Origin of the sequence: Klebsiella sp. 1SOBk5mer, from assembly GCF_046603115.1 — a bacterium.
GTDB classification, from domain to species: domain Bacteria; phylum Pseudomonadota; class Gammaproteobacteria; order Enterobacterales; family Enterobacteriaceae; genus Klebsiella; species Klebsiella quasipneumoniae.
Map to the genome: position 1 here is coordinate 20,268 of NZ_JBKIUU010000010.1, position 12,018 is coordinate 32,285.

Sequence of the window (12,018 nt, forward strand, 5' to 3'; positions counted from 1 at the left end):
ACCTCAAATACAAAATAAGTCTAAGTTATGCCGGCAATGTTATATCGCGGAAACGTCAGAGAAAAAGTTTATTTTGTCATGAAGAACCTGAAAATATTTCATGATGCCGGGTAGGCATTTTTATTTTGTGGTTTTATTTTTGGTTTGTTCTGTGTTTATTTAGCGGATAAAGACAATTTTCTTAATATTATGAGTGCATGGGAAATACGGCCTCTACTGCGAAAAAGAGAAGATTGCGCGGGCTAACGCTTTTTTTAGCAGAGCAATGTCTGGCCGGGTAAGAAATATTACCGCATTTCCCCGCTTTATTTTAACGAACCTTAGGCTGAGAAGAACGCGGGCGCTATGAAGAAACAGCATAATTATACGGTGATGCACTGGGGTACCTGGCAGGTGGAGAGCCGCGAGGGCGAGATCGTGGCGGTTAAGCCGGTGCCCTGGGATAAAAACCCCTCACGCATCGGTCAATCGCTCCCCGACGCGGTGACCAGCCAAACGCGCATTCGCCGCCCGGCGGTGCGCGTCGGCTATCTGCAGCACGGGCCGGCGTCACGAGAAGGGCGAGGCAAGGAGCCCTTTGTCGAAGTCAGCTGGGAGGTGGCCCTGGACCTGGTGGCTCGCGAGCTGCGCTCGGTCAAGGCGCGCTGCGGCAATGAGGCGATTTACGGCGGCTCCTACGGCTGGGCCAGCGCCGGGCGCTTTCACCATGCGCAGAGCCAGCTGCACCGTTTTCTTAAGGGCTTTGGCGGGTATACCGCCAGCACCAATACCTATAGCAGCGCCGCGGGCGAGCGCATTCTGCCGCATATTCTTGGGCCGCTGAGCCCGCTGCACCGTCAGCATACCCATTTTTCCGAGCTGGCGCGGGAGTGTCAGCTGTTTGTCGCGATTGGCGGTCTGCCGCTGCGCAATGCCCAGGTCAACGGCGGCGGCGCCAATGACCATATGCTGCCGTACTGGCTGGATAAGATGCAGGCCAACGGCACGCGGTTTATTAATATCAGTCCGGTGCGCAATGACCTCAGCGCGGTGGCCGACGCCGAGTGGCTGGCCATTCGGCCGGGTACCGATACCGCACTGCTGCTGGCGCTGAGCTATGTGCTGATCGCTGAGTCCCTCTACGACCAGGCGTTTGTCGCCAGCCATACCGTCGGGTTTGCCCCCTATCGCGCCTATCTGTTGGGCGAGCATGACGGCGTGGCGAAAACCCCGGCGTGGGCGGCGGCGATAACCGGCCTGGACGCGCAGCGCATCGCTGACCTGGCGCGTGAGATGGCCCGCCACCGGACGATGGTAAATATCTCCTGGTCTATCCAGCGCGCCCGTCAGGGGGAGCAGGCCTACTGGGCGACGGTGGCCCTGACCGCGCTGCTGGGACAGATCGGCACGCCGGGCGGCGGCCTCGGGTTTGGCTATGCCTGTACCAACCTGGCGGGCGCGGTGCGAAAAGCGTTTTCCGGCCCGCGCTTGCCCGCCGGGGAGAATGCGGTGGACAGCGTCATCCCGGTGGCGCGGCTGTCCGATATGCTGCTGCACCCGGGAGAAGCCTATGAGTTCGACGGTCAGCAGCTGCATTATCCCGACATCCGTCTGGTCTACTGGGCGGGAGGCAATGCGTTTCATCATCATCAGGATATTAACCGACTGTGCGAGGCCTGGCGCCGTCCGGAGACGGTGGTGGTGCATGAGCAGTACTGGACCGCGCAGGCCAAATTCTCCGACATCGTTCTGCCGGCTACCACCTCGCTGGAGCGAGAGGATATCGGCAGCGGCGGTCACGACGGGTTTATGATTGCCATGAGCGCGCAGATCCCGCCGGTGGGCGAGGCGCGTGATGATTACGCTATTTTCCTCGATCTTGCCGGGCGGTTGGGCTTCGGAGAACAGTTCAGCGAGGGGAGGGACGCCGGGCAATGGCTGCGCCATCTCTATGAGGAGTCAAGACCGCGGGCGCAGGAGGAGGGCATTGCGCTGCCCTCGTTCGAAGACTTCTGGCAGCAAGGGGTGCTGGAGTACAGCGCGCCGGCGCGGCCGCAGGTCTTTCTCGCCGATTTTCGCGCCGATCCGCAGCGCTATCCGCTTTCCACACCCTCCGGCAAGATTGAACTCTTTTCCGCTACCGTCGCCGGGTTTGGCTATCGCGAATGCCCTGGCCATCCCTGGTGGGATGAGGAAGAGGCCGCCCGGCAGCGACAGGAGGCGGCGCGCTGGCCGCTTCATCTGCTCTCCAGTCAGCCGCGCGCCCGTCTGCACAGTCAGTACGACCACGGCAGCGTCAGCCGGGCGACGAAAATTCAGGGACGCGAGCCGTTGTGGATGCATCCGCAGGATGCGCAGGCAAGAGACATTCGCGAAGGCAGCGTGGTGAAAGTGTATAACGACCGTGGGGCGATTCTCGCGGGCGTGCACCTGAGCGAGCAGATTTTGCCGGGGGTGGTACAGATGTCCACCGGCGCCTGGTATGACCCTCTGGATCCGAATGAAAAAGGATCCCTCGATAAGCATGGTAATCCCAACGTGTTAACCGAGGATCGCGGCAGTTCGCGCCTGGGACAGGGCTGTAGCGCCCAGAGCTGTTGGGTGGAGATCGCCCCGTGGCGAGAGGAACTGCCGCCGATCACCGCCTTTGACCCGCCGAAGTTTATTGCGGTTTAGGTGTCAGGGATCGCCGGCGGCGGGTCGGCTATCCCGGAGAAGGCGCGGTATGCGCCGCCTCCGGGAAAGCGCGCGCCAGGCGGTTTAAGGCTGATGACAGGGCGACGTTACGCCAGCCGTGGGTAGGCGCTGGCGATATCGTCGCCGGTAAACTGGGCGATCCAGCCTTCCGGGTTATCAAAAATGCGAATGGCGGTGAAGTTCGGTTCTGAACCCATATCAAACCAGTGCGGAGTGTGGGCGGGAACCGAAATCAGATCGTTCTTTTCGCACAGCACCTGGAACACCTCGTCGCCAATGTGCAGGCAGAACAGGCCGGCGCCCTCGACAAAAAACCGGACCTCGTCTTCGCCATGAGTGTGTTCGTTCAGGAATTTTTCCCGCAGCGCCTCTTTCTGCGGGTTATCGGCGCGCAGGCTGATGACGTCCCAGCTCTGATAGCCCTTTTCGGCGACCAGTTTGTCAATCGCATGCTGATAGGCGGCAATCACTGTTTCTGCGCTGGGGGCCGCGCCGAGATCGCGGTCAGCCTGCCAGCGCTCAAAACGGACGCCTTTGGCGTTAAGCTGCTCCTGAATCGCTTTGGCGTCGGTGCTGTGCCAGACCGGCGTTTGCGGATCTTTCACGGAAAAAAGGGTTAATGCGCTCATGCTGGGATCTGCTCCGGATGAATGTCGTCAAAACGCTGAACCTGAGGGTGGCGGCTTGCCGGGTCGCGGTCGCCGCGTACCAGCTGGACAGTGCGCAACCCCGCGGCTTCGGCGGCGTCGAGTTCCTGATGGATATCCGACAGGAACAGGATGGCCCCGGGGGCGTGGCCCAGGTGTTCAGCAATATTGCGGTAGGACTGCGCTTCGCGTTTGGCGCCTACCAGGGTATCGAAATAGCCCGTAAACAGATGAGTAATATCACCTTCATCGCTGTAGCCAAATAACAATTTCTGCGCTGCCACGGAGCCAGAAGAATATACATACAGATCAATGCCCTGTGCTTTCCATTTCTCCAGCGCCGGCAGCACGTCCGGGTAGAGATGGCCGGTAAAGTCGCCGTTGAGGTAGCCATCGCGCCAGATGATCCCCTGCAGCGCCTTCAGCGCAGTGGATTTCCGATCTTCGTCCATAAAAGCGAAGAGGGTAGCAATCAGGTCGGCGGTGCTGGCGGCGGGGGCGTCTGTCTCGCGGCGCAAGTTGTCGAGGATCGTTCTCACCGGTTCAGCGTGCTGCTGAGCGGTCACAAAGCCGGCCAGTCGTTCGCGGGCGTAGGGGAACAGCACGTTATGCACGAAGCGGATATCGCTGGTGGTGCCTTCTATGTCGGTCACGATGGCGCGGATCATGGTTTCTCCAGAGTGGGCGTAGCGTGGAATAACATTAGCATTTAGACGTCTAAGCGTCTTGATTGCCAAATATTAACATCGTGTTATAGTGGCTTCAACAACAGCATTACAATCGGTACAAAAAGAATGAGTAATAACCCATTGATTCCAGAGAGTAAATTTCCGTCACTTGGCACCACCATTTTTACCCAGATGAGCGCTCTCGCCCAGCAGCATCAGGCCATAAACCTGTCGCAGGGCTTTCCCGATTTCGACGGCCCGCGCTATCTTCAGGAGCGTCTGGCGTACCACGTGGCGCAGGGGGCGAATCAGTATGCCCCGATGACCGGCGTGCCGGCGCTGCGCGAGGCGATCGCTGACAAGACGGCGGAGCGGTATGGATATCGACCCGACGTCAACAGCGATATTACGGTCACCGCCGGGGCGACGGAGGCCCTGTACGCGGCGATTACCGCTCTGGTGCGCCGCGGCGACGAGGTGGTCTGTTTCGATCCCAGCTACGACAGCTATGCTCCCGCGGTGGCGCTGGCCGGCGGCGAATTACGCCGTATTGCCCTTCAGCCGCCGCATTTTCGCGTCGACTGGCAGCAGTTTGCCGCGACGCTGAGCGACAAAACCCGGCTGGTGATCCTCAACACCCCGCACAATCCCTCGGCCACGGTCTGGCAACGCGAGGATTTTGCCGCCCTGTGGCAGGCGATTGCCGAACGCGAGATCTATGTTCTCAGCGACGAGGTCTATGAGCATATCAACTTTGCCGAGGACGGCCACGCCAGCGTGCTGGCGCATCCGCTATTGCGCGAGCGGGCGGTGGCGGTTTCTTCGTTTGGCAAAACGTTTCATATGACCGGCTGGAAGGTTGGCTACTGCGTGGCTCCGGCGGCCATCAGCGCGGAGCTGCGCAAGGTGCACCAGTATCTGACCTTCTCGGTAAATACCCCGGCGCAGCTGGCGATCGCCGACATGCTGCGTGAGGCGCCGGATCACTACCGAGAACTACCGGCCTTTTACCGTGAACGCCGCGATCTGTTTATTGAGGCGCTGCGCCCCAGCCGGCTGGAGCTCCTGCCCTGTGAGGGGACCTATTTCCTGCTGGCGGACTACAGCGCCATCTCCGACCTTGACGACGTCAGCTTCTGCCGCTGGCTGACGACAGAGGTTGGGGTGGCGGCGATCCCGCTCTCCGTCTTCTGCGCCGACCCGTTCCCGCACAAGCTGATCCGCTTGTGCTTCGCCAAACAACCGGAGACCTTGCTGGCCGCGGCGGCGCGTTTGTGCGAGCTGTAGTTACTTTATGGTCCACGCCTGAGAGAACTGGCGGTCGGCGAACATCTCTGCCAGGCCGCTAATTTGCTTCAGGCGCAGCACCTCATCGGCATCCATTCCCAGCTCTTTGCCGATCTTCTGCGGCGTCCAGCCGAGGCGGGTTAGCTCGCGGACAATATCTGACATGGCGTGGATTTGGTGGCGTCCGCGCGCCCGGTTGTGGCGTATTGTCGCTGCCATCAGCCCGTCGCGTGTGGCGTTTTCATGCGTCAGGCAGGTGACCGGTAGATAGCCTTTCAGCTTTTTTTTCAGCGACGCTTTGCTGCAGGCCAGCTCATGGCGGTGAAAACCGTCGACAATCGCGTACCCCTGCGGTCCCTGCCTGATGACCACCACCGGCTGGGTAAAGCCATCGGCCTCCAGCGAGGTCTGCAGCAGGCGCTTCTCCGGCGGCGCCACGTTATTCGGATTATAGTCGTTGGGGATAACCTGCTCCTGTTTGACCCACAGCACACAGTCAACGGGCTGCGAGCGGAAGGGGCTGTGTTGGTGGAGCACCTGGCGAAACGCGTTGATAGCCTCGATACGCGCTTCGTCATCCAGCGTTTGCAGGAAATCCTCCAGCGCCTGCGTTAGTTGTTGTTGCATAATATCCCCCATTGTTGGCGATGTTTTTCCATACGTTTTCGGTAGCGCTGATAGTGGCTGCTTTTGGTTGGGCTGAAGGAGAGCTGGCGGCACCAGTAGTCATTATTGAGTAGCACTTTGCAGATCCGTCGCCAGGAGGGGATATCTTTGGTGCCAACGTCCGCGGGCTGAGTATCAGGGATCTCTTCCATGCCTTTTTTCTGGTACCAGCGCAGGTAGACGGCGATCTTATTGCGGTAATGCTCGGCGGTGGTTTCCGGCATGCTGTCGAGCAGAAACAGCGCATAGCTTTTCCATGTCAAATGGTCCGGTTTGTCGATTTTTCGGTGACCGTAGAATTGATTATCATGCCCGGCATAGACGCCGCCGCTGTGCGCGCCGCTCACCCGCTGGCACATCGCGGCCCAGCGCTCCGGCTCCAGCACATGGTACAGCCATAGCCCCTGGCGCTGCTCCGGACCGAAGGGTTCGCAGATGCGCATATAGCGCAGCGGCACACCGGCCTGATACATCAGATCGTACAGCGGGTTATAGGGCTGGCCGCTTTTAGCAAACCAGGTCCAGATATCGGCGGTTTTCCAGTCATAGATCGGGTAGATGTACCAGGCGTGGCCGCCCGGCGCCGAGGTGGTCCACGGTTTATCGTCGGCGAAGCGCTGTTTTCGCTGAGAAGAGATGGTCATAAAGCGATTCAGCGACTCATCTGCCCGAATACCCACCAGCACGGCGGCGGGACGGCGCTGTGAAAACCACTCGGCAAAGTGGCTGACGAAGGCTTCAAAGCTCATCCCCGGCTGATAAAACGAAAAATAGCCCGGGTGGGTAATGGCCCAGGAGGGGGGCTGGCGGACCCAGGCGGTGCCGGGCTGCCAGCATTGCCATTGCGGCTTATACTGCGTCAGGGCATTTTGGGTAGTGAGCGGCAGGGCGACCCAGTAAAAGGTATCGATAACATCCTGATAGAGGGCGCGCAGTTTTTCACAGTGAGCGATGGTGCAGGAGAACTGCGCTTCCCAGTCAATAAACAGCACGCTGATTTTCTTACCCTGTAACCGCGCTGCCTGCGCGGTTAAATGGAGCATAACGGTAGAGTCTTTTCCGCCAGAGAAAGAGACGCAAATGCGTGAAAAATTATCCATAACCCAATCGATCCGCTGCTCCGTCGCCTGCAGCACCGATTCCGGTAAGGGATATTTGATAAACGACATGACCATTAATCCTTTAATACTAGAGATTCCCGTTCGCTCAGTATAAACGATGATGCGTGGGAAATTAATGGTCGACTTTCCCTTCCTTTGGGGAGGGGCAATAAGTCGGAACGTTATTTGCTGTTATTGAGTAGGGGGCGTGATATCTCTCTGTCATTCATTAAAATGGTGATTAATTCAGATAAAAAATGATTTTGTGCGGATGATTGATGGTAGTTAATATATATCGTAATGTCTGGAAAAAGTTCGTTTATATCGAGGACGTGAAGTTGCATGGCTGGCGAAATAAAATCATATAAATAGGACGGCAAGAAGCCAATCAGATCGGTTTTATTGATCATGTTAAGAATGGTCATAAAAGAGTCGCTGCGAAAGGCAATATTACGCGGGTTCAGCCAGGGCGTGCTGCTTTGCTGAACGCGCTGGATAACGGGATCGTTGGTAATATAGTGGGTGAAAAACTCCTGCGCCAGCGCGTCAACTGACGTGAGCGCCTCGCGCCGCGGATGGTTCGTCCGACACACCGCGAGGGTCTGCACCGTCTGATAGGGCTGACAGATGGTGGCGCGGTTGGTGATGGGCATTCGGGTGAACACCAGGTCAGCCTGGCGATATGCCAGCAGCTCCTCTGCCGATTCGGTGGTGGTCAGGTTATGGTGTTCAATTTGCAAGTTGGCCTGATGACAAAGCTGGTTAATCATAAAGTGGCTGTTTACTGAACAGAACAGCGGGGGGCCATATATTACAATACGTTTACGCAGATCGGAGCGGTTATTGAGATTGATCGTTTTTTCCAGCTGCTCCAGATTTTGCTGCAGGTGGTAATGAAGATTCACGCAGGCGGTGGTGGGCGTCATTCCCTTCCCGACGCGCACAAATAGCGGATCGTCTAACTGCTGACGCAGACGCTGCAATGACTGACTTACCGCTGACGGGGTGATAAATAACATCGCCGCCGCTTTGCTGATGCTTAAATGCTGATAAATACATTCAAAAATAACCAATAAATTTAGATCGAACTTTTTCAGATCGTAAAGATTTGCCATTAACACAGTCCTGTTTATTGCCAGTGTAAGTTAAAATATTTCTAACGATAATATCTTGCGTCTTAGTATTTGCGGTGTGAATTTAATTGTGGGCAAATAAAATTAAGTTTTGCTTAATATATCTTACTATCGGCAGTGGCACCAGCGGTCGGATTCGCCAGGCGCCACACCGGGACGAAATTACTCTTTTTCACCCATCATAATAGACAGCTTCTCTTTATCCGGCAGGCCGACCACCTGCTGCAGCATATTATCCTTATTCATATAATAAATAGCTGGCGTGACGTTGGCCCCCAGATCGTCCATCAGCTGCTGATTGACGTTGAGCATTTTCATCTTCTTCGGCGGGATAGCCTTCGGTATCGTCAGGGCCATTTTGCCGTTCGATTGCTCGTAATCGTGCCAGGTTTTCGCCGGATCTTTACTGGCGAGGATCGCCGCGGCGGTGGCCGGGCTCTCCGGCTTGATCACGCCCACCAGCAGGGTGCGGATCTGCACTTTACCGGCCTCCACCCAGGGACGGGACTGCTGCCAGAACTGTTTGCAGTAAGGGCAGAAGGGATCGGCAAAGACATACAGCACGATGGGGGCGTCCTTGTCGCCATCCTGCAGCCAGTGGGCGCTGGCCATCTTCTTCCACATCTCCTGTCCCGCCGGCGTGTAGAGCGCTTTTTGAAATAACTGCTCGCTGAGGTTGTTGCCGTTTTCGTCGTACATATAACCGGAAATGGCATGTTTGCCGTCAGGCGTGAGGTAGATGGCGACGCCCATATCCTGGTATTTCCCCAGCCAGCCCTTTATTCCCCCCGGCGCGTCAAAGGGTTTGATGATGGTAATGCCCTGTTTTTCAATTGCTTTTACCGGGGCGGGCAGTTCTTCCGCATAGCTACAAAAAGGCAAAAGGCTGAGCAACAGCAGACGTTTTAACATGAGTATTCCTTGTAAAATCAGCAGGAAAGGAAGAAACATTGCCAAACCTATTACAGTTATAGGCAGGATCAGCAGAACGACGGATTGCCCTTTCCTGGCGTGGGTGATGTAATCCTGGATGCTGTTACATTAAGGTAATGTAGAGCGCAACACATAGCCAGTCTGACTGGCGCTGAACCTACCTTCGGGTATTTCAGGTAACGGGGCCGCCTGAAAGGGTGGCCTTTTTACTTTTGTCGCGGCAAATGATGCGAAAAACAGCGAACTGCGCTGAACGCGTCGACAGGTTCACATTGTTGTCTTGTTCCGGTTGTTAGATAACGCTTATTGATTCGATAATGTAAACGCATTGGTCGGGTCAGGAAAAATTCGTTAACTTAGACCTCAACGAAAACACGGAGGAAGTATAGATGTCCTTAATTAACACCAAAATCAAACCGTTCAAAAACCAGGCATTCAAAAATGGTGAATTCATCGAAGTCACCGAGAAAGACACCGAAGGCCGCTGGAGCGTCTTCTTCTTCTATCCGGCTGACTTCACCTTCGTCTGCCCGACCGAACTGGGCGACGTGGCTGACCATTACGAAGAACTGCAGAAGCTGGGCGTAGACGTTTACTCTGTTTCTACCGATACCCACTTCACCCACAAAGCGTGGCACAGCAGCTCTGAAACCATCGCGAAAATCAAATACGCGATGATTGGCGACCCGACTGGCGCCCTGACCCGTAACTTCGACAACATGCGTGAAGATGAAGGTCTGGCTGACCGCGCCACCTTCGTGGTTGACCCGCAGGGTATCATCCAGGCGATCGAAGTTACCGCTGAAGGTATCGGCCGTGACGCGTCTGACCTGCTGCGTAAAATCAAAGCGGCGCAGTATGTTGCTTCCCACCCAGGCGAAGTGTGCCCGGCGAAATGGAAAGAAGGCGAAGCGACGCTGGCTCCATCCCTGGACCTGGTCGGCAAAATCTAATAATCACGGCGTCTTTCGCATCATAGCGGCGTTGGCTGCGCTTAATCACCCCGGTCACTTACTCGTGTAAGCTCCCGGGGGTTCATAAGCTTGCCGCCTTGCTCTAACGCGAAATACTGGTGAATTAAAATTTCCGTCGTCTTTCATGCCATAGCTGCGTTGGCGTCGCCTGCTCACCCCGGTCGCTTACTTCAGTAAGCTCTCGGGGATTCTCAGGCTAGCCGCCTTGCTCTGACGCGAAATACTTTGGAAATTACTTCAGTCATGGGCGCACCTGCGCCCATTTCATTCCAACACCATGATGCAAGCGCATTCAGGCAGCCTGACAAGGCCGCTTGCATGATGATGTTTTAAGCCCAGGAGATAACAATGCTCGACACCAACATGAAAACCCAGCTCAAGGCCTATCTTGAGAAGCTGACCAAGCCTGTTGAGCTGATTGCCACGCTGGATGACAGCGCTAAATCGGCAGAAATCAGGGAACTGCTGGCTGAAATTGCTGAACTGTCAGACAAAGTCACCTTTAAAGAAGACAATACGCTGGCGGTACGCAAGCCATCGTTCCTGATTACTAACCCCGGTTCCGACCAGGGCCCACGCTTTGCGGGCTCCCCGCTGGGCCACGAGTTTACCTCGCTGGTGCTGGCGCTGCTGTGGACCGGCGGTCATCCGTCGAAAGAGGCTCAGTCTCTGCTGGAGCAGATCCGCGATATCGATGGCGACTTCGAGTTTGAAACCTACTACTCGCTCTCCTGCCATAACTGCCCGGACGTGGTCCAGGCGCTGAACCTGATGGCGGTGCTCAACCCGCGTATCAAACATACGGCGATTGACGGTGGTACTTTCCAGAATGAGATCACCGAGCGCAACGTGATGGGCGTGCCGGCGGTGTTCATGAACGGCCAGGAGTTTGGTCAGGGGCGGATGACGCTGACGGAAATCGTCGCCAAAGTGGACACCGGTGCGGAAAAACGCGCAGCGGAAGAGCTGAATCAGCGTGACGCTTACGATGTGCTGATCGTCGGTTCCGGCCCGTCCGGCGCGGCGGCCGCGGTTTACTCTGCGCGTAAAGGGATTCGTACCGGCCTGATGGGCGAGCGCTTCGGCGGCCAGGTGCTGGATACCGTGGATATCGAAAACTACATTTCGGTGCCGAAAACCGAAGGCCAGAAGCTGGCCGGGGCCCTGAAAGCGCACGTTAGCGACTATAACGTCGATGTGATCGACTCCCAGAGCGCGACCAAACTGACGCCAGCGGCGACAGAGGGCGGCCTGCATCAGATCGAAACCGCCTCCGGCGCGGTGCTGAAGGCGCGCAGCGTCATCATTGCCACCGGGGCGAAATGGCGCAACATGAACGTGCCGGGCGAAGATCAGTATCGCACCAAGGGCGTAACCTACTGCCCGCACTGCGACGGCCCGCTGTTTAAAGGTAAGCGCGTGGCGGTGATCGGCGGGGGGAACTCCGGCGTGGAAGCCGCCATCGACCTGGCGGGCGTCGTGGAACACGTGACCCTGCTGGAATTCGCACCGGAGATGAAGGCCGACCAGGTGCTGCAGGATAAAGTCCGCAGTCTGAAGAATGTCGACATTATTCTCAATGCGCAGACCACGGAAGTGAAAGGCGACGGCAGCAAGGTCACCGGTCTGCAGTATCGTGACCGGGTGAGCGGCGATGAGCATCACGTCGCGCTGGCGGGCATCTTCGTGCAGATCGGCCTGCTGCCTAATACCACCTGGCTGGAAGGCGCGGTTGAGCGTAACCGCATGGGCGAGATCATCATCGATGCGAAGTGCGAAACCAACGTTAAAGGCGTATTCGCCGCCGGTGACTGCACCACCGTGCCGTACAAGCAGATTATCATCGCGGCAGGGGAGGGGGCGAAAGCGTCGCTGAGCGCCTTCGACTACCTGATCCGCACGAAAACCGCATAACAAGTCAGACAATAGACCTG

The 12,018-nt window shown here is 56.9% G+C and carries 10 protein-coding genes; 4 read left to right on the forward strand and 6 right to left on the reverse strand.

Features of this window, described 5'->3' with window-relative positions; all coding sequences use genetic code 11:
* The first annotated feature begins 345 nt into the window (after nucleotides 1–345).
* Nucleotides 346–2,655, forward strand: coding sequence for a molybdopterin-dependent oxidoreductase (locus ACLH1U_RS20050; protein WP_048297036.1), 2,310 nt, complete (start codon nucleotides 346–348; stop codon nucleotides 2,653–2,655).
* Between the two features lie 107 nt (nucleotides 2,656–2,762).
* Here the strand turns inward: ACLH1U_RS20050 and ACLH1U_RS20055 are convergent, their stop codons facing one another.
* Both ACLH1U_RS20055 and mtnC read right to left on the reverse strand, forming a co-directional pair.
* A complete protein-coding gene (locus tag ACLH1U_RS20055) occupies nucleotides 2,763–3,305 on the reverse strand; it encodes a 1,2-dihydroxy-3-keto-5-methylthiopentene dioxygenase (RefSeq protein WP_023288815.1) in 543 nt (180 codons plus the stop codon).
* A complete protein-coding gene (gene mtnC, locus ACLH1U_RS20060; protein WP_023288816.1) occupies nucleotides 3,302–3,991 on the reverse strand; it encodes an acireductone synthase in 690 nt (229 codons plus the stop codon). Before mtnC ends, ACLH1U_RS20055 begins: the two co-directional genes overlap by 4 nt.
* Nucleotides 3,992–4,132: 141 nt before the next feature.
* Between mtnC and ACLH1U_RS20065 the strand changes: the two genes are divergently transcribed.
* The gene (locus ACLH1U_RS20065) at nucleotides 4,133–5,278 is read left to right on the forward strand and encodes a pyridoxal phosphate-dependent aminotransferase (protein WP_411299429.1); all 1,146 of its coding nucleotides are present in this window, start codon (nucleotides 4,133–4,135) and stop codon (nucleotides 5,276–5,278) included.
* Here ACLH1U_RS20065 and ACLH1U_RS20070 read toward each other — a convergent pair whose 3' ends face one another.
* The 4 genes from ACLH1U_RS20070 to dsbG all read right to left on the reverse strand — a co-directional run bounded on the left by ACLH1U_RS20070 (nucleotide 5,279) and on the right by dsbG (nucleotide 9,089).
* On the reverse strand, nucleotides 5,279–5,905 hold the full coding sequence (locus tag ACLH1U_RS20070; protein ID WP_072421338.1) for an IbrB-like domain-containing protein: 627 nt from the start codon (nucleotides 5,903–5,905) through the stop codon (nucleotides 5,279–5,281).
* Nucleotides 5,890–7,113, reverse strand: coding sequence for a phosphoadenosine phosphosulfate reductase (locus tag ACLH1U_RS20075; RefSeq protein WP_101861807.1), 1,224 nt, complete (start codon nucleotides 7,111–7,113; stop codon nucleotides 5,890–5,892). Before ACLH1U_RS20075 ends, ACLH1U_RS20070 begins: the two co-directional genes overlap by 16 nt.
* 113 nt (nucleotides 7,114–7,226) lie before the next feature.
* On the reverse strand, nucleotides 7,227–8,159 hold the full coding sequence (citR, locus tag ACLH1U_RS20080; protein ID WP_139620555.1) for a DNA-binding transcriptional repressor CitR: 933 nt from the start codon (nucleotides 8,157–8,159) through the stop codon (nucleotides 7,227–7,229).
* A 180-nt stretch (nucleotides 8,160–8,339) separates the two neighbouring features.
* Nucleotides 8,340–9,089: a thiol:disulfide interchange protein DsbG gene (gene dsbG, locus ACLH1U_RS20085; protein WP_411299424.1), complete on the reverse strand. Its 750-nt coding sequence runs from the start codon at nucleotides 9,087–9,089 to the stop codon at nucleotides 8,340–8,342.
* 410 nt (nucleotides 9,090–9,499) lie between these two features.
* Here dsbG and ahpC point away from each other — a divergent pair, with 410 nt between their 5' ends.
* Both ahpC and ahpF read left to right on the forward strand, forming a co-directional pair.
* Complete coding sequence (ahpC, locus tag ACLH1U_RS20090; RefSeq protein ID WP_002894394.1) at nucleotides 9,500–10,063, forward strand: alkyl hydroperoxide reductase subunit C; 564 nt, start codon at nucleotides 9,500–9,502, stop codon at nucleotides 10,061–10,063.
* Between the two features lie 369 nt (nucleotides 10,064–10,432).
* Nucleotides 10,433–11,998 (forward strand): alkyl hydroperoxide reductase subunit F, encoded by a 1,566-nt coding sequence (ahpF, locus tag ACLH1U_RS20095; RefSeq protein ID WP_017899084.1) that lies wholly within the window; start codon nucleotides 10,433–10,435, stop codon nucleotides 11,996–11,998.
* Nucleotides 11,999–12,018 lie beyond the last annotated feature (20 nt).

Excerpts from the sequence above, each read along its gene's own strand:
- citR (WP_139620555.1), bottom strand. The coding sequence starts at position 8,159 with ATGGCAAATCTTTACGATCTGAAAAAGTTCGATCTAAATTTATTGGTT.
- mtnC (WP_023288816.1), bottom strand. The coding sequence starts at position 3,991 with ATGATCCGCGCCATCGTGACCGACATAGAAGGCACCACCAGCGATATC.
- ahpC (WP_002894394.1), top strand. The coding sequence starts at position 9,500 with ATGTCCTTAATTAACACCAAAATCAAACCGTTCAAAAACCAGGCATTC.
- ahpF (WP_017899084.1), top strand. The coding sequence starts at position 10,433 with ATGCTCGACACCAACATGAAAACCCAGCTCAAGGCCTATCTTGAGAAG.
- dsbG (WP_411299424.1), bottom strand. The coding sequence starts at position 9,089 with ATGTTAAAACGTCTGCTGTTGCTCAGCCTTTTGCCTTTTTGTAGCTAT.
- ACLH1U_RS20055 (WP_023288815.1), bottom strand. The coding sequence starts at position 3,305 with ATGAGCGCATTAACCCTTTTTTCCGTGAAAGATCCGCAAACGCCGGTC.
- ACLH1U_RS20075 (WP_101861807.1), bottom strand. The coding sequence starts at position 7,113 with ATGTCGTTTATCAAATATCCCTTACCGGAATCGGTGCTGCAGGCGACG.
- ACLH1U_RS20050 (WP_048297036.1), top strand. The coding sequence starts at position 346 with ATGAAGAAACAGCATAATTATACGGTGATGCACTGGGGTACCTGGCAG.
- ACLH1U_RS20070 (WP_072421338.1), bottom strand. The coding sequence starts at position 5,905 with ATGCAACAACAACTAACGCAGGCGCTGGAGGATTTCCTGCAAACGCTG.